Annotated in this window: 11 protein-coding genes and 1 pseudogene; 2 read left to right on the top strand and 10 right to left on the bottom strand. The window is 62.9% G+C overall.

Annotated features, from left to right (window positions below; genetic code table 11):
• The 7 genes and pseudogenes from VIM98_RS04095 to VIM98_RS04065 all read right to left on the bottom strand — a co-directional run.
• Positions 1-425, bottom strand: a pseudogene (locus VIM98_RS04095) (DNA ligase B); the annotation flags it as partial.
• A gap of 82 nt (positions 426-507) precedes the next feature.
• Positions 508-1,269, bottom strand: coding sequence for an NRDE family protein (locus VIM98_RS04090; RefSeq protein WP_331991821.1), 762 nt, complete (start codon positions 1,267-1,269; stop codon positions 508-510).
• A 4-nt stretch (positions 1,270-1,273) separates the two neighbouring features.
• The gene (locus VIM98_RS04085; RefSeq protein ID WP_331991820.1) at positions 1,274-2,149 is read right to left on the bottom strand and encodes a methylglyoxal synthase; all 876 of its coding nucleotides are present in this window, start codon (positions 2,147-2,149) and stop codon (positions 1,274-1,276) included.
• A 198-nt stretch (positions 2,150-2,347) separates the two neighbouring features.
• Complete coding sequence (locus VIM98_RS04080) at positions 2,348-3,760, bottom strand: FAD-dependent oxidoreductase (RefSeq protein WP_331991819.1); 1,413 nt, start codon at positions 3,758-3,760, stop codon at positions 2,348-2,350.
• 127 nt (positions 3,761-3,887) lie between these two features.
• Positions 3,888-8,330, bottom strand: coding sequence for a glutamate synthase large subunit (gene gltB / locus VIM98_RS04075; RefSeq protein ID WP_331991818.1), 4,443 nt, complete (start codon positions 8,328-8,330; stop codon positions 3,888-3,890).
• Between the two features lie 345 nt (positions 8,331-8,675).
• Positions 8,676-11,477: a TonB-dependent receptor gene (locus VIM98_RS04070; RefSeq protein ID WP_331991817.1), complete on the bottom strand. Its 2,802-nt coding sequence runs from the start codon at positions 11,475-11,477 to the stop codon at positions 8,676-8,678.
• Positions 11,478-11,964: 487 nt separating this feature from the next.
• Positions 11,965-14,103, bottom strand: coding sequence for a TonB-dependent receptor (locus tag VIM98_RS04065; protein ID WP_331991816.1), 2,139 nt, complete (start codon positions 14,101-14,103; stop codon positions 11,965-11,967).
• Between the two features lie 96 nt (positions 14,104-14,199).
• On the opposite strand from VIM98_RS04065, the gene VIM98_RS04060 reads away from it, so the two are divergent.
• Entirely contained in the window at positions 14,200-15,393 is a 1,194-nt protein-coding gene (locus VIM98_RS04060) for a murein hydrolase activator EnvC family protein (protein ID WP_331991815.1), read from the top strand.
• Positions 15,394-15,499: 106 nt separating this feature from the next.
• Positions 15,500-16,855: a S41 family peptidase gene (locus tag VIM98_RS04055; protein WP_331991814.1), complete on the top strand. Its 1,356-nt coding sequence runs from the start codon at positions 15,500-15,502 to the stop codon at positions 16,853-16,855.
• A gap of 168 nt (positions 16,856-17,023) precedes the next feature.
• Here VIM98_RS04055 and tatC read toward each other — a convergent pair whose 3' ends face one another.
• From tatC to tatA, 3 genes are read right to left on the bottom strand one after another with little or no spacing between them, the layout of a single operon-like run.
• A complete protein-coding gene (gene tatC, locus VIM98_RS04050; RefSeq protein WP_331991813.1) occupies positions 17,024-17,794 on the bottom strand; it encodes a twin-arginine translocase subunit TatC in 771 nt (256 codons plus the stop codon).
• Positions 17,781-18,152 carry a Sec-independent protein translocase protein TatB gene (gene tatB, locus VIM98_RS04045; RefSeq protein WP_331991812.1) on the bottom strand — a complete coding sequence of 124 codons (372 nt, stop codon included), beginning with the start codon at positions 18,150-18,152 and terminating at the stop codon, positions 17,781-17,783. The genes tatC and tatB overlap by 14 nt, the downstream gene beginning before the upstream one ends.
• A 21-nt stretch (positions 18,153-18,173) precedes the next feature.
• Positions 18,174-18,407, bottom strand: coding sequence for a Sec-independent protein translocase subunit TatA (gene tatA / locus VIM98_RS04040; protein ID WP_331991811.1), 234 nt, complete (start codon positions 18,405-18,407; stop codon positions 18,174-18,176).
• Positions 18,408-18,462 lie beyond the last annotated feature (55 nt).

Raw genomic sequence — 18,462 nt, 5'->3', positions numbered from 1 at the left:
GCCGAATGCAGTACGCCATCGCGATAAAGCAAGGTCACCGCCACACCATCGGCCTTGGGCTGAACCCAGAGATCGTCGGCGTCGCGCGCGGCTATCCAGGTCGCCACCGCATCGCCATGGGGTAATTTGCCCAAGCCCGTTTGCACAGCGGGAGAACGCACCGGGCCGGCGCGTCCCGATTCGGTGGTTGTACCGTTGCCGGGGAAGCAGTCACGCCAGGACGCGTAGCGCTGCAGCGCGGCATCGTAGATGCCATCGTCCACTGGGGATACGCCGCGCTCGCGATAGGCTTCGTTCCAGGCGTCGAGTTGTTTGCGCCACCCGTCCAGTTGCGCGCGAGCCTGTGCCGAGGTCCAATCCGGACAGGCCGCATGCGTCATGCTCGCCGCAAGGCCGAACGTCATCGCCATCCCTATGCTGCGCATCCCCGCTCCCTCCATCATGCTTCGTAGAGCATGTGCAGGCGACGCTCGGGGGGAAAGCGGCAAAAATCTCGACGGGATGTCGTCAGGCACCGAAGCGCAAAGAAGTCTCGCCATCAAGACGCCCGTTCGGACCGAAGCGACGCTCGACGACGATGCCGGCCCCATCGTGCGCGACGGCCACAATCGTGCTGGCGCGTGTGCCATAGCGCTCGCCACGGATAAAGGCCGAAGAAAGCAAACGCTCTCGCTCCAGACCGATGCCTGTATCGGGCAGAGCGCCATCCGGCGCAACCCGCTCATCGGCCAATGCATCGAACAATGCGGCGAAGTTCTCCCCGTGGTCCGCTTGCAGCCAGTGCGTCAGGCGATCCATGAGGGCGCGCGTTTTAGGCCATGGCGTGTTGAAATCCGCATTGGATAAGCCATGAATACCGGGATCGACCGACTGCATGCGCGGCGATGGGCGATTGCCCAGATAGAAAGCATGCTGCCGATCGAACGTAAGCAGATTGAACGGACGATAGCCGGCGGCGGTGTCGAGCAGTTGCCGCGCATGCTCGGTGGCATCCGCTGTACCGGCCAGATAATCCAGCGCGAGAAAGCCGCGCGACCGGCCGAGCTGCGGATCGCGCGAGTCGCGTACATTCGTAACGACACTGCACCGTCCCGCGTCCGTAACGCCGAGCCATGTTCCGCCGGCTTCCAGGTCACGACCGCCGACGATGGCCGGATCGTCCCAGCGCGCCAATGCTGCGCTCGGACGGACATGGAATTCGTCGCGGTTGCCGGCGAGCAGCAAACGCCAGCGCGGATGGGCTTGCCAGGCGAAGGCGATCAGGCACATGGATTCAGCCCCTGGCGGCGCGCTTGCGCACCGCTTCGGCCCAGCGCACGGCCACGCGCGGCGAAGTCATGCAAACGGCATCGTCGGTCAGCGTGGTGACCGCGCGCTCGAGCAATTGGATATCCGCTTCGTGCTGACGCGCTACGTGCGGATCTTCGAAGAAGATCGCCCGCTGGCAACGACGCTCCAGCACCAGATCGGCGATCTGTGCATCGCCGCCCAACGGCCCGCTCTGGTAGCGCCGCACCCAAGGTGTGTCGCGCGGCCACCCCAGACTCCACGCCATCTCGTTGAGGCGATGGCCGGTGGTTCCGGTCGCGACCCTTTGTGCAAAGCGCGACAGCACATCGAAGTGAGCCGCGGCATAAGCCAGCATTTGCTCTTTCATCGCATCGTGCGCGATCAATGCCAGCGTGTGCCGTTCCAGGCCATGCAGGTCGTCGGCACCCGGGTCGGGCGGAAGGCTCGCATGGATGCGCTCGACCTCGACCCAGTCGCGTGCGGAGGCCACCGTGGAGATGAACGGCTTGTGGTTGATCACGCACTGCCGTTTCAGGGCTACGGCTTCGGGGAAAATCGACGACGGATCGACTGGATCGATCAGATAGATCGCGCCGTCGAGCAAACGTCCCTCGTCCGGCAAGCCGACGATTTCGGCGACCAGTTTCATCAGGCCGCCCTGGCGTCCGTAGGGATAGCGGATCAGCTTGTCATAGCCATCCAGCGCATGGTGCGCGGCGATGGCGGCGTGCGTACGGCCGACCGCGCACAATACGATGCCCAGTTCGCGGACGCCGCGCTCGCTGGCCTGCAACCAACGGAACAGCGCTGCATCGGCGTGGCTATGATGCAACTGGTTGGCGGCTAGACCGATGCGCATGACGACCCCTGAGTCATTGGAAGGGTCGAGTTTAACGCGAGGCCGGTGTTGTCATGACGATGTATGTGCAGCTCGGGGTATCGGGTGCGGTTTTCGCTTCGAGGGATTCCCTTTCCCTCTCTCCCGGCCAAGCCAGGGGAGAGAAGGCAGGAGGAGGCAACGCCTCGGTCTCACTTACGCTTCAAACATCAGGCCTGATTACGCCAGAACCATGCGCGCAATCGAAGCAGCCGCTTCGCGTCCGTCGTATACGGCACGCACTACCAGGTCGGCGCCACGCACATTGTCGCCGCCGGCGAAGATGCGCTCGTGACTTGTCTGGTGCGGCAACGCGCCGTTGATGCCGGTGGCGATGCGCCCCGAAGCTTCCAGCGCAACACCATGGGAGCGCAACCAATCGGGCGGACTCGGCAGAAAACCGAACGCCTGGATCACCACGTCTGCTTCAATCTCGTGTTCGCTGCCCTCGACGTTCTGCGGCCGCAAGCGGCCGTTGCCCGCATCGACCAGCGCGGTTTCCACGACGCGCACCGCGCGCACCCTGCCGTCGGCGTCGCCGAGAATCGCCAACGGCTGGCGCTGGAACAGGAATTCCACACCCTCTTCGCGGCTGTAGCCCACCTCGCGCGCCGAACCGGGCATATTGGCCTCATCGCGACGGTACACGCAGGTGACCGAGCGCGCACCGAGGCGAATCGCCGTGCGATTGCAGTCCATGCCGGTATCGCCGCCGCCGAGCACTACTACACGCTTGCCGTGGAAGTCGAATGCATGGGCTGGCGGGTCGTTGCGCAGCAGGCGCTCGGTGTTGCCGATCAGGAACGGCAAGGCATCGTGCACACCGTGCAGTTCACGGCCGGGCAATTGCGCATCGACGTAGGTGTAGGCGCCGGTGCCGACGAAGACCGCGTCGTAGTCGTCGAGCAACTGCCCGAACTCGATATCGCGGCCGACTTCATGGCCGAGCAGGAAGCGTACGCCCATCCCTTCGAGTACGTCGCGGCGCATGCGCACCACGCCCTTGTCCAGCTTGAAGGGCGGGATGCCGAAGGTCAGCAGGCCGCCGATATCGCTCTGGCGATCGTAGACGTCGGCGGCAATGCCGGCCCGACGCAGCCGATCGGCGCACGCCAATCCCGCCGGCCCTGCCCCGACGATCGCTACGCGTTTGCCGGTTTCGTGCACGCGCGATAGATCCGGCCGCCAGCCCTGACGCAAGGCTTCGTCGGTCACCCAACGCTCGATGCTGCCGATGGTGACCGAGCCAAACGCAGTCTGCTCAAGAGTGCAGGCGCCTTCGCAAAGACGATCCTGCGGGCAGACGCGACCGCAGATTTCCGGCAACGGGTTGGTCTCGTGCATCAATGCGGCAGCTTCCAGGATGCGGCCGTCCTGCACCAGCTTCAGCCAGTTCGGAATGTAGTTGTGTACCGGGCAGGCGTGTTCGCAATACGGATTGCCGCAATCGATGCAACGCCCGGCCTGGCCCGATGCATGAGGCATGGCGAAGTCGCCGGCGATCTCGCCATAACCGAGCACGCGGATCTGCACGGGAACCGTGCGTGGCGTCTGCCGGGGGAGATCGAGAAATTGAAATGTCTTATCGGTCATGGATGTCACAGGGACGAGGGACGAGTAGCGAGGGCGTAACCTCGGAAATTGCCGCAAACCAACGAAGAGCCCGGTTTTCGCGCCCTCGCTACTCGTCCCTCTCCACTCGTCCCCAGGCATGCATGCGTCATGCTGCGCTCCTCAATTCTTCCGCGAGCGCCGCCAAACTGGCCGCCTTCGGCTTGACCAGCCAGAATTTGTATTGCAAACCACGGAAGTCACGCAGGATCTGCTCGCCCCATTGGCTGCCAGTCAGTTCGACATGACGCGCAACCAGGCGCCGCAGGTGCTGCATGTAGTGCTCCATGCCCTCCGGCGAAATGCGCAGGATGTCGACCAGCTCATGGTTGTAGCAATCGACAAAATCGCGCTCCAGGTCGAGCACATAGGCGAAACCGCCGGTCATGCCCGCACCGAAGTTGAGACCGACCTTGCCCAGCACCGCAACGACGCCGCCGGTCATGTACTCGCAGCAATGATCGCCCGCGCCTTCGACGACCGCGAGCGCGCCCGAGTTGCGCACGGCGAAGCGTTCGCCTGCGCGGCCGGCTGCGAATAGCTCGCCGTCCGTCGCGCCGTAGAGGCAAGTGTTGCCGATGATGCTGGCATCCTGGCTGGCGAAGGGCGAATCGAGCGGCGGGCGTACCACGATACGGCCGCCAGCCATGCCCTTGCCGACGCCATCGTTGGCCTCGCCGGTCAGATCGATATGCAAGCCACCGGCGTTCCAAGCGCCCAGGCTCTGGCCTGCGGCACCGTTGAGCCTGAGCAGGATGGGCGATGCATCCATACCGTGGTCGCCATGTGCGCGGGCGATCGCTCCGGACAGGCGTGCACCGATAGCGCGGTCGGTATTGGCGATCTCGTACGCGAACTCGCCGCCCGTACCGGCGGCTACCGCAGCCTGCGCGTCGCGCTCGATCCGCGTGGCCAGCGCCGCTTCGTCGCGCATCGGATTGCGTGCCAGCGTGCAGGCGAAATCGACGCTGTTGCCAAGCGTAGCGCCGTCGATCAAGGGGCTCAGGTCCAATCGATGCTGCACGGGCGTAGCGCCCTCGACCTGTTCGAGCAGATCGGCGCGACCGATGATCTCATCCAGGCTGCGCACACCCAGCCGCGCCAGATGTGCGCGCACATCCTCGGCGATGAAGCGGAAATAGTTCATCACCATTTCCGGCAGGCCAATGAAATGCTCCTTGCGCAGCACCGCATGCTGGGTCGCCACGCCGGTGGCGCAGTTATTCAGATGGCAGATGCGCAGGTATTTGCAACCTAGCGCCACCATAGGCCCGGTGCCGAAACCGAAGCTTTCCGCACCGAGCATGGCCGCCTTGATCACGTCCAAACCGGTCTTGAGGCCGCCGTCGGTCTGCAGCCGCACGCGGCCGCGCAGGTCGTTACGGCGCAGGGTCTGCTGGGTTTCGGCCAGGCCCAGCTCCCATGGCGTGCCGGCGTACTTGATCGAGGTCAGCGGACTGGCGCCGGTGCCGCCATCGTGACCGCTCACGGTAATCAGATCGGCACCCGCCTTGACCACGCCTGCCGCAACGGTACCGACGCCGGCGTGACTGACGAGCTTGACCGAGACTAGCGCCTGCGGATTGACCTCCTTGAGATCGTGGATCAACTGGGCGAGGTCTTCGATGGAATAAATATCGTGATGCGGCGGCGGCGAGATCAGGCCGATGCCCGGCTTGGCATAACGCAGCCGCGCAATAGTCGCGTCCACCTTGTGGCCTGGCAGTTGCCCGCCCTCGCCAGGCTTGGCACCCTGCGCGATCTTGATTTGCAGTACTTCGGCATTGACCAGATATGCCGGCGTCACACCGAAGCGACCGGAGGCGACCTGTTTGATCTTGGACATTTTCTCGGTGCCGTAGCGCACCGGGTCTTCGCCGCCCTCGCCGGAGTTGCTGCGCGCGCCGAGTCGATTCATCGCAATCGCCAGCGCTTCGTGCGCCTCCGGCGATAGCGCGCCCAGCGACATGCCCGCCGAGTCGAAGCGCCGCAGAATGGCTGAAGCCGGCTCGACATCATCCAGCGGCAACGCGGCGGACGCGGCTCGCGGATGCAACAAGTCGCGCAGCGCCGATGGCGGCCGACGATCGACGACATCGGCATAGACGCGATAATCGGCAGCGAGCCCCGTACGCACGGCCTTTTGCAGGCTGGCGATCACGTCCGGGTTGTACATGTGGTACTCGCCGCCGTGCACGTATTTGTACAAGCCGCCGGCACGCAGCTGCAGGGCTTCGTTCCAGGCTTCGGCTGCGAGCAGGCGTTGGTCGTGCTCCAGTTCGGCAAAGCCGGCACCGCCGATGCGCGAGGGTGTACCGGGAAAACACAGATCGACCACCTCGCGGCTCAGGCCGACGATTTCAAACAGCTGTGCACCGCGATAACCGGCGACCGTAGAGATGCCCATCTTCGACAGGATCTTCAACAGGCCCTTGCGCACTCCGCGGCGATAGCTGCGGCCAATCTCCATGCGATCGTCGGCCAGATGGCCTTCGCGGCCCAGTTCGAACAAGCTCTGGTAGGCCAGCCAGGGATAGATCGCCGTGGCGCCGAAACCGATCAGGCAGGCGAACTGGTGCGGATCGCGCGGCGTCGCCGTTTCCACGATCAGGTTGCACTGGCAGCGCAATCCCTGGTCGATCAGATGCGCATGCACCGCGCCGACCGCCAGCAGGGAATGAATCGGCAGCAATCCGCGCTCGGGATAGCGATCGCTCAGGAAGACCAGGGCGCAACCGCTACGGACGGCCTCGGCAACGTCATCGCACAACTTGCGCAAGGCCGCTTCCAGACCGAGTTCGGGCGCATACATCAAATCGAAGCGTGGCGTGCCTTCGAACTGCGGCAGTGCCAGGAGCTGACGCAGCTTGCGCTGCGAGAGGATCGGAGAGTTGATCAGGATCTGCCGTGCGTTCTCCGCGCGAAGCTCGAAAACATTGCCTTCCGCGCCGATCTGCGTCACCAGCGACATCACCAGCTTTTCGCGCAGGGGGTCGATCGGCGGATTGGTGACTTGGGCGAACGCCTGACGGAAGCGATCGAACAGCGGGCGAACCTGGCGCGACATCGCCGCGACCGGCGTGTCATCGCCCATCGAGCCGGTCGCCTCCATTTCCAGTTCCACCATGGCCTTCAGGACCGTCTCGCGCTCTTCGCGCGATAGACCGTAAAGCTTCTGGTAGCAGCGCAATTGATCGGCCGGCAGCGGCTCGGCCGCCAGCGAAGGATCGATCAGGTCCGACTCGAGGTAGCTGACGCCTGCCCGCAGCCAGTCGCGGAAAGGTGCACGCGAACGATTGATCGCGTCGATATCGGCATCGCGCAGCAGGCGCTTGTTGGCGAAGTCCACGGCGATCATTTCGCCCGGGGCGAGACGGCCCTTGGCGACAATGCGCGAAGAAGGCACATCCCACAGGCCCGCCTCGGAAGCGACGATCAAATGGTTATCGTCGGATAAAGCCCAGCGCGCCGGACGCAGACCGTTGCGATCGAGGGTGCAGGCTGCGTAGCGGCCATCGCACATCACCAGCCCGGCCGGGCCGTCCCACGGCTCGCTATGCAGTGCGTAATACTCGTAGAAGCCGGCCAGATCCTCGTCGATGCCTTCGCGCGCGGCAAATGCCGGAGGCACCAGCATGCGCATGGCGCTCAACATGTCCATGCCGCCGGCCAGCAGCACCTCAAGCGCATTGTCCAGGCTTTCCGAATCGGATCCGGCCTGGCGCACAAGGGGCCCCAGATCGCTCAGATCGACCAGCGGCGAGCGCAGCACCGTCTCACGCGCCTGCATCCAGCGTCGATTCGCGCGAATCGTATTGATTTCACCGTTGTGCGCCAGCATGCGGAACGGCTGTGCCAGACGCCACTGCGGCATGGTGTTGGTGGAGAAACGCTGATGAAACACGACCGCATCGGCTTCCAGCGCCGGATGCGAAAGATCGGCGAATACGTCGCGCAAACGCCCCGGTGCCGCCATGGCTTTGTAGCCGATCACTTGCGCCGATAGCGTGACGACATAAAAGTGCGGATCGTCGTGTAGTGCAGTCTCGGCCCTGCGACGCGCGCGAAACAGGGCGCGTTCGAAAGCGGCATCGTCGCTACCTGGCGCTGCATGCACGAAGATCTGGCGTACACGTGGGCGAGCCGATGCGGCCAGGGGGCCGCATGCCGATGGGTCGACCGCAACATCGCGCCAGCCAGCGACGCGCAGACCTTCTTCGCGTATACGCGCTTCGAGCGTTTGCGCGGCCGCATCGCCACTGGCCGGGTCGAGGAATACCAATCCCGCTGCAAACACGTCTTCCAGCACGATGCCCGCATCGTGGGCCAGCGCGCTCAGCCAGCCTTGCGGACGATGAATCAGCACGCCGCAACCGTCGCCGCTGACGCCATCGGCATTCACACCGCCGCGGTGCGAAAGTTTGGCAAGTGCGACAAACGCTGTATCGACGAGGTTTTTGCTGGCACGCCCGTCGATCTGAGCGACCAAACCAAAACCGCAGCTATCGTGTTCGAAAGCTGCGTCGTACAACGTGTTGCCTGGCTTTGCCATCTACAGCCTCCCGGCCGGTGTGTCTGCTGGGCGCAAAAGAGCCCGGTGCGCGAAGCCCCGAGATCCCATGCGATATGGTCCGACTACACCACACTTGCTGCGTCGCGTCAAAGGCTGGGCGTCTAGGTCTCTGGACGTCTAAACGGAAAAAGAATGCCTTCGCACGTAAGCCTGCAGAAGGCATCGGCTCATTCGTACGTAAGACCCAAGAAAAAGAGCAGCTTGGCACAGCTAACCGTGCCACTAGGCAACCGTATGCGGCACAAAAAAAAGCGCGCCGGTTACCCGACGCGCCTTTAGTTTCACTTGAGACCATTGCCGGGCGAACCCGACATTGGGTAACGCTTACAGCTTGACCTTCACACCGACGTTGTAGAAACGGCCGATGACGCCAGCCAGATCGTAGGTCGGGTTGTAGTTGTTCGCCGCGTAGTTGGCCGGATCGATCGGGGCCTTGCGATCGAACAGGTTCTGCACCGAACCGGTGATCGAGATGTGGTCGTTGATGTCGTAGCTGCCGGTCAGATCCCAATAGGTGAACGAACCGATATGGCAGCTGGTCGGGACATCGCTCAGGCACTCGAAACCGCTCTGGTCCTGCGCGTAGTTGGCCAGGCCGCTGGTGTAGTACATGGTCGCAGTCATGGTCAGCTTGTCCCAGACCACCGTATTGGCGAAGGACAGGCGGGTACGCGGCGTGCCGGCGCCCGACGACAGAGCATAAGGGCCGTGGGTGCCGACGAACTGCTGGCGGGTACCATCCGGCAAGGTCAACGCCCAGTTGAAGATCTGGGTGCCGCTCAACTCACTCACGTAATGCCAGTTGTTGTTGAAGTCGAAATGCGCCTGGATATCGACGTCGATACCGGTGGTCTTCAGCGAGTTGGCGTTGATGTACTCGCCGATCACTTCCACCGGGCGGGCCAGCGCCGTCGGGTTCGTCGGATCCGGACGATCGGCGATCACCGTGACGCCCGGAACGGTCAGGCCTTCGTAGTAGGCTGCCAACGCCGCGCCCACGTCAGGCGAGGTGATGACATTCTTCTTCTCGATGTTGTAGTAGTCGACCGAGGCATTCAGCCAGCTGGTCGGCTGCAGCACGATACCGAGCGTGAAGTTGGTTGCCTTCTCCGGCTTGATGTTCGGGTTGGCATTGGTCTGCAGCGCCAGCGCGTAAGGCGTGGTGACGTAAGCGCTGCCGTTATGCGCATTCCTGAACGAATCCGGCAGAGCCGAGTCACCGTAAGTAGTGAAGCCCTGGCTGGAGCTCGAGCCGTTCTCAGCGAACGACGGTGCACGCAAGCCCTTCGAGTAGGTGCCGCGCAGTGCGAACCAATCCACGGGCTTCCACTTCAGGCCGACCTTCGGCGTGAAACCGTTGCCGATATCGGTGTAGTGGTCGTAGCGACCCGAGACGTCCACTTCCAGCGACTGGAACAGCGGAGCATCGAACTCGACATAGGCGCCAGTGACATTACGGCTACCCTGCGTACGCGCATTGCCCAGACCCAGGAACTCGAAGTTCGGGTTCAGCGTCGGGTCGTTCTGCGCTTCGTGGCGAGCCTGCAGACCTGCGGCGAAACCGATCGGACCGCCGTCGAGCTGACCGAAGGTACGGTTGGCCGAGATATCCAACGAGTCGAGGTCGGACGTCGAAGTCTTCTGGTAGCCCGGAGCGATCGATTGACGTACCGCTGCCGAATTGGACGACGGGTTGATGAAGTTGTAGCTGCCCGTGTTGATCGCGTTCAGCAGGCCCTGGTAGTTGATCAGGCCGAACTGGTCGGTATCCAACCACGTATGGTTGATCACCGTGGTGACGTCGTAACCCCAATCGCCCAGCGAACCATTGACGTTGCCGACGAGGCGGGCGTTGTGGTTGTCGTAGCTGTTACCGGCCGGAATATCGCCGAACGCATAGTTGATCAGCGCGTACTGACCAGCGGCCGCGAACGGGTTGTTCGGGTTGAGGGTGGTCACGCCGTTGTTGGTGATCGTCGGCGGCAATGCAATATTGTTGGTGTTGTTCGGCGTGCTGTTGTTGATCTGCGACGGCTGACCGAACGTGTTGGTCTTGGTCTCGAAGTAACTGGCCGAGAGGTAGGCACGAGTGGTGTCGTTGAGCTTGACGGTAAAGCGGCTGTAAATGCCGCCTTGTTCCATCGCGAACGTGGCCTGGCCGAACTGGTTGGCCTGGTCCTGCGCGCACCATGCGCCGATCGTCGGATCGCTTACCGGCGTGGTACCGCCAACGCAAGCGCCCAGCGGTTGCGCCAACGCACCCGGATTGGCCACGCCCGAGGTCAGATCGCCCGGTGTCCCGAGCGTGCCCGGCGTCACCGAGCCGACGGTCGAACCGGAGAAGTTGGCCGGATTGCCGTTGCGCGAATCCGCACCGCCAATGCGGCTCAGATCCGAGGTGTTGTACGGAAAACCGCGATCGCGCAGATAGATCGGGTTGTCCTTCTGGTACTGGATGGACACGTAAGCATTGTGGCCGTCCTTCTCCAGGTCGCCGCCACCGAACAGCAGCGTGGCCTTGCGGGTCAGACCGCCACCGTGCTGCGACGTACCGACGTCGAAGGTGCCTTCAGCGCCCTTGTAGCTGGGCTTGAGGATGACGTTCACCACACCGGCGATCGCATCGGCACCGTACAGCGACGAGGCGCCGTCCTTCAGCACTTCGATGCGCTCGACAGCGGCGAGCGGAATGGTGTTCAGGTCGACGAAGCTGCGCTGGCCATCGTCCGACGCCGCATAGCTGGCGTTACGGTGACCATCGATTAGCACCAGGGTCGAGTTCACGGTCAGGCCGCGCAGTGCGACGCCCGACGAACCGGCGGCAAAGCCGGCGCCGAACGCGTTCGGGATCGAGCCGCTGTTATCGGCGGAGATCGAGCGGACGACATCGGCCAGCGTGGTCAGGCCGCTACGTTCGATCTGCTGGGCAGTCAGCACGGTCACCGGCGAGGGCGTTTCCACGTCGATGCGCGGAACGGCAGAGCCGGTCACGGTGATGGTCTGCAGCTGTTTGGCACTCTGCTGGTCAGCGTCGTTGGAGCTCTGGGCGGACTGTGCAAATGCCGTGCTGGCCACCGGGGCCAGTAACAGGCCGGCCAGCGCCAAGGCAAGCTTGTTGCGCTTCATGGAAGTTTCCTCTCTCTTATTTGTAGAGCGATGTTGCTCGCCCCTGGGGGCTTGCCCGGCTCTTAATGGGGATTAAGAACAGCTAAACGCCGGACAAGTGCAGCCTGAGTCTTTCACTTTAATGCTCAGCTCACAAGTCCATTACTTCCAGCACAAACGGCGAATTGTCGTAATTGCATTCGAATTGCGGCGGGCTTGACGTAATATTTTCTGCATCGACTCGTGCAACCTTGCGCCATCCCGTGGCTTTCCGGCGGCGGATTGTAGAAATAATCACGTGGCAACAATCCACTGGATCGGTTCAACAAATACATCGTTATGTGACAAGCGACACGATCATCGCTCCCAACAGTTCGAAAATAATTACGAATAACATTCGAATGTTGCATTGCAACATGCTGAACAGTTCGTTAGGAGCGCAGCGGAACTTTGCAGAGCGACCCGCGGATAGGCCACTTTCGCTTAACAATTAGTCGGCATTTGCCGCTCAAAGCTCAAGCTGCGCGCCCAACATGAACCCACGACTCGGGCCCGGTTCATAGAACCGCCCGTTGCTCTCGTTGACGATTACCGAGCCGGCATATCGGCGATCGAGCAGGTTATCGATGCGCGCACTCAAGTGCAGCTTCGATGTTCCCACCGGCAATCCATAACCGACATCCGCGCCGAGCAGCATGTAGCCCGGCGCCCGGCCGCTGTTGATGTCATCGACCGTCACCGTACCTACGCCGGTTACCTCAGCGCCGTAGCGCCAGCCCAGTTCGCCACCGCGCTCGATGCGCAACGAGCCGTAGTTCGCGGGTACGCCAGGAATGCGCGCACCGGCACGCACTGGTGTATTGGGTATGGTGCAACCGCTCGTCACACAGGTAAGGAATGGCGTGCGGAACGTCGCCTGCACATGCGTGACCCCCAGCATCATCCGCCACCCCGCGCCCAGATCGCCATGCAGCGACAATTCTTCGCCCTGGCGTCGGCTGCGACCGATGTTCTGGTAACTGGAGCGACCTCCGACATTACGTACAACAGCCAGCTCGTTGCGCGAATCGGCGCGGAATACCGCAGCCTCCAGACCGAAGCGCTCCGCGGCCTGCCACTTGACCCCCAGTTCGCTGTTACGGCTCTTCGACGGCTGCAGATTGAACGCCAGGCCCGCGCCGCCGTCGGCGCGGTAACCCAGCTCATTGAATGTCGGCGTTTCGAAGCCCCGACCGAAGCTGGCATAGACGCGCCATTGCTCGGAAGGACGGTACTCCAGTCCGCCCACGGGCGTGGTGGCGGTATAGCGCGCACTACCGCTGTCATCCGGATTGCTGGCAGTGATGAAATTGTCGGCGGACGTGAAACGCACCACGCTGTGACGCAGCCCCAGCAGCAATGACCACTGCTCGGCGACATGCCAATAGATCTGGGCGTATTGATCGAGGTTCCAGACCTTGTCGTCCTCGTCGCGGCGCAAGGCACCGGTGACGCCAAGCGCATTGCCGACGTAATTGTTGAAGCCCTGGCGATGCTGATCCTGCGCGTCGTAGTTGAAACCGACGACGAACTCCAGAGGTCGGCCGGCCAGTTCGCCGCGATGCGTCCAACGCGCATCGACACCGCCGTAATGCCCGGCAAGGTCGACCACCCCGCCGGCGCTGAGCGGATTGATCTGGGCAGACACCGGAATCGACAGCACCTGCTGCACGTCGCGGCTGCCGTAATAGCCCATCAGGCGTAATTGATCGTTCTCGCCCAAAGGTTGTTCGTAAATCAGACCGCCCTGCATCTGATGCACGCTCTTGCGCGTATCGAATTGGTAGGCGGCAGGGATCGACTGGCGCGGATCGGTTTCGAATTGCGCCTTGGTCAAGCCCAGGGGATCCTGTGCGGTCGGCAACGACACCGTATTGATCACTGCCGTGAGCTTGCGCCCGTTGCCCAGGTCGAACCCGAGCTTGGCATTGCCCGATTCCCGCTCGGCTTTGCTGTGCTCGCGGTAGCCGTTGGTCTGGAAGTGCGACACGGCAATGTTGTAGTTCATCGCGCCTTCCACACCGCGGGTGGACGCACCGGCGCGATAAGTCGCATTGCTGCCGCCGAACAGTCCCAGCCGGGTCTGCGCCGGTTCGGTGCCGTCGGCGCTCCATAGCTGGATCACGCCACCGGACGAATTGCCGTATAAGGCGGAGAATGGCCCTCGCAGTACCTCGACCCGATCGGCCGCGTCCAGGCTGAAATGGGAAACCTGGCCTTGACCGTCAGGCATGGTGCCGGGAATACCATCCGAATAGACCCTGACACCGCGCACTCCGAAAGTCGAACGCGCGCCGAAGCCGCGAATCGAAATCTGTTCGTCCTGCGCGTAGTTCTGACGATCGCGAGCAAGTACGCCCGGTACGCCGACCAGCGTCTCGGACAAATTAACGCCCGGTTTGCCCGCGCTGCCAGGGGCGACATCGATCTCGCTGATCGAAGCCGGTACATCGAACGGCGGGACACCCAGGCGAATCGCGTTGACCTGGACCCCTGGCAAGGTGGTCGATGTGGACGGCGACTGATCGTCCGCCTGCACAGTGCCACACAGGGCAACCATGCCGGCGGCGACCCACCGTGACATCCGCAAACCGAAGCGTCGGTCCATCGGGCGACTTCCCCAGAGCAATCGGATCACGCGATGGTACGCTCCGCGCTCATCCGCGTCTCCCCGCAAGCGCACAGCTTTAGCGATAATCGCCACATGCACGCACTTGTCCGCACGAACCTTCGACATCTTCTGCTCAGCCTTGCCCTGGGGCTGACCTGCCTTGCACCTGTGGGCGTCGCTGCGCAGGAGAAAGCCAAGAACGAGCAGGCCGACGCGCAGAAAAAACTTGCGGACATCCGCGCCAAGATGGAGGCGCTGGCCAAGGACCAGGCCGATACGGCAGCCAAGCGCGATAGTGCCAACGCCGAATTGGCCAAACGCGCCAATGCAGTAGCCAGTGCGGCTAAATCCCTGCGCGAGGCCGATCAGGCTCTGGCCGAGAAACAAAAGCAGCTCGATGCGCTTCAGCAACAGCGCTCGGAGCTGAAAAAGAACCTGGATGGACAAAAGGCCGCGATCGCCGACCTTCTTCGCGCCGCCTACACATTGGGCCGTGGCTCGGATCTGCGCCTGCTGCTCGGCGACGAGGACATTGCGCGCATCGCCCAGGCACTCACTTACTCGCAATATTTCCAGCAGGATCGTGTCCGCCGCGTCGAGCAACTGATGGGCGACCTGGCGCGGCTACAGGATCTGGAAGCATCGATCCAGACCGAGCAGCAAGCGCTCAAGGACACCCGCGCCCAGCGCGAAGAACAATCCAGGCAGTTGCAGCGGCAACGCGCCGAACAGCAAAAGCTGGTGGCGCAAACCGACGCGCAATACAAGGATCAGGCGCAACGGCTGGCGGCACTCAAGCAAAACGAACAGTCGCTCAACGACCTGGTAGCCAAACTGCAAAAGGCCATCGAGGAAGCCGAACGCGAAGCCGAGCGGGCCGCGCGCGCCAACCCGGCCGGCCCCACCCCGTCACCCGGCAAGGGCCTGGCCAATATCCGCGGCAACCTGCCCTGGCCGGCCAACGGCACGGTCAATACCTATGGCAATGGCGTGCTGATCAAGGCTGCCGGGGGCAGCGACGTGCGCGCCGTAGCGCGCGGGCGCGTCGTCTACGCCGCCTTCCTGCGCGGATACGGCATGCTGGTGATCCTCAACCATGGCGGCGGCTTGCTCAGCATGTACGGCAACAACGAAACCCTGCTGCGCGGAGTCGGCGACCAGGTCGAGGCCGGCCAGCCGGTGGGTACCGCGGCGGCACCGACCGGGGTCAATACCGGCGTGTACTTCGAACTGCGTCAGAACAACAAGCCGGTCGATCCGCGCAACTGGCTCGCCAGGCAGCGCTGATACACTCGATCGGGCAGTGAATTTCGGCGCCCTGGCGCGGTCTTTCCTCCCAGTCGGGCGTATGCTCAGGTCCGGCACCCCACTTAAAAGGTATCTGGAGTTGTCCATGCGGTTCCCCTCCCATAGCCTGCTCGCCCTGCTCCTCGCGGCTCCCGTGCTGCAGGCGCAGACCGCCCCGGCCGACAACGTTCCGGCCGATAGCAGTGGCCCGGCCAAGGCAGCCAGCACCGCGAGCGCACCCGACCGTATCGACGTGGACGATGTGCGCATGTTCAGTCGCGTCTACGAGATCGTGCGACAGGCTTATGTGGAAAAGGTCGACAACAAGACCCTGATGAAGACCGCGATCAGCGGCATGCTGACCGGCCTGGATCCGCACAGCGAATACCTGGACAAGGATGGTCTGGCCGAGCTGAGCGAAGACACCACCGGCCAATACAGTGGCCTGGGTATCGAGGTACTGCAAGTCGACGGCACACTGCGCATCATCGCGCCGATCGACGATACGCCCGCGGCGCGCGCCGGTATCAAGCCCGGCGACATCATCGTCAAGATCGACGGCAAGGTGGTCGATTCGGAGAACATCGACGACATGTTCAAGCGGTTGCGCGGCGAACCTGGCAGCAAGATCGTGTTGACCGTCCTGCACGAGAAAACGGACAAGCCGATCGATGTTCCGCTGGTGCGCGAGAAGATCTCCGTCGCGAGCGTCAAAGTGCGCGAGCTGGAGCCCGGATATGCCTACGTGCGCATCAGCCAGTTCCAGGAAGACACCGCGCCAGACCTTGAAAAGAAGCTCGGCGAACTGATCAAGAAGAACGGCGCGCAGAAAGGTGCCGTACTCGACCTGCGTTCCAACCCAGGCGGCCTGCTGACCGCGGCGGTCGGCGTTAGCGACGACTTTCTCGACAGCGGCACCATCGTGACCACGCGCGGCCGCCTGCAAGATTCCAATCTCAACTTCACCGCACATCCGGGCGACCTGATCGGTGGCGCACCGATGGTGGTATTGGTCGACAACGGCACGGCCTCGGCCGCCGAGATTGTTTCCGGCGCGCTCAAGGACAACCATCGTGCGCTGATCGTCGGCCGGCGCACCTTCGGCAAGGGCGTGGTGCAGACGGTATTGCCGCTGGATGCCGAGCACGCGGTGAAGATCACCACGGCGCGCTACTACACGCCGAGCGGCACATCGATCCAGGCCGAGGGTATCAAACCGGATATCGCGCTGGCCGATCTGTCCGTCAACAAGGCCGACACGCCAGCGACGTTGATCGGTTCGGAGGCCGACCTGCACAACCACCTTGCCAACGAGAACGGCGACGCCAGCAAGGACATCGACAACGATGGCAGCGCGGAGAATGCCAAGCTGGCGACCGAGGACTATGCCTTGTCGCAGGCGTTGAACGTGCTCAAGGGATTGGCGCTGCACAATGGGCCGGGGGCGGCGACGAAGCACTGAAGCACCTGACTTCGAGAGACCTGCGCTAACGTTGCGTGTTGGGTTGCTCGCTTGCCCTGACCCTCCGACCCTCCGGCAAAAAAAGGGGGGTTGATTTGAGCGGAAACGCCATTCGAGCCGTCAAAGCCGGCATAGGTGACGCTGAATGCCTATCGAAGCTCTGCAGCTCTACCCCGTGGAAACGACCTCGCCTTTCTCCGGCACCAGCCAGCGCACCGCCAGAATCCCCAGCTCATAGAGCAGGCACATCGGCACCGCCAGCATGATCATCGAAGCGATGTCCGGCGGTGTGATGAAGGCAGCGATCGCAAACGCGCCGACAATCGCGTACCGACGCGACCCTTTGAGCTGACGGATATTTACCAGGCCGATTGCGGCAAGGATCACCACCGCCACCGGCACTTCGAAGCAAAGGCCGAAGGCAAAGAACATCAGCATGACGAAATCGAGGTAGTGGGTGATGTCCGTCATCATCTCCACGCCTGCCGGGGTCACCGCGGTCAAAAAGCGAAAAGCGGCCGGCAGCACCAGGAAATAAGCAAACGCACAGCCCAGGTAGAACAACACCAGCGCCGCCACCAGCAGTGGGCGTGCCAAGCGCTTCTCATGCTTGTACAACCCCGGGCTGACGAACGCCCAGAGCTGGTACAGAATCATCGGCATGCAGATAAACAGCGACGTATAGAAGGCCAGCTTGAGCGGCGTCACAAACGGACTGGCCACTTCGGTGGCAATCAGATGCGCGCCTTGCGGCAGGCGGGCGACCAACGGGGCGGCCAGTTCCGAATACAAATGATTGGCGAATGGCACCAGCGCCAGCAGCACCAGCAGCACAGTCACCACCGCCTTGAGCAGGCGCGAACGCAACTCGATCAGATGCGAGAACAGGCCTTCCTGCAGCAGGTCTTCGTGCTCGGACGGTTGTTCAGGCGGCGCCATGAGGAGGTTCCTTGTCCGGGCCCGGGATCTGCGCCGGCTCAGCAGATGTATGTGCAGCGGGCGCTTCCACGGGAGCCTTCGGCGGGATATCGGCGGCGACGTCTCGCACCTTCTTCAGCGCGGCATCGAGTTCGGCTTGCGCCGCTTCGGCCTTCGCCGCCGCCTCGCGCGCCTGACGCTTGATTTCCTCGACCTGCAACTCGCGCTCGACTTCGGCGCGCACACTTTCCCAACCGGCACGTACCCGGCGCAACAACGTGCCAGCGGTGCGCGCCGCATGCGGCAGTTTTTCCGGGCCGAGCACGATCAGCGCGACGAGCGCGAGCAGCACCAGCTTGCCGAAGCTGATCTCGATCATGGGCTTAGGGCGGACGACCGCTTACTTGGTTTCGGAAGTATCGCGTTCGCGCTGCACCTGACTCGCGTCGGCGGGCGGATCGGCCTTCAGCTTCTGTTCGTCGCCGCGGGGCTTGCTGGCATCGTCGCCGCCATCCAGTCCTTTCTTGAAATCGCGCACGGCGCCGCCGAGATCCGAACCGATGTTGCGCAGTTTGCTGGTGCCGAACAGCAGCACGACCACGACCAGAAGGATAATGAGATGCCAGATACTCATGAAAATAACCTTAGAAGCTCAAAGCAGCCTGGACAGAGGGTACCGTCCCCGTGCC

The sequence above is a fragment of the Dyella sp. genome (assembly GCF_036568765.1).
Classification (GTDB): Bacteria; Pseudomonadota; Gammaproteobacteria; order Xanthomonadales; family Rhodanobacteraceae; genus GSA-30.
This window is presented reverse-complemented; position numbering and strand designations above follow the sequence as displayed.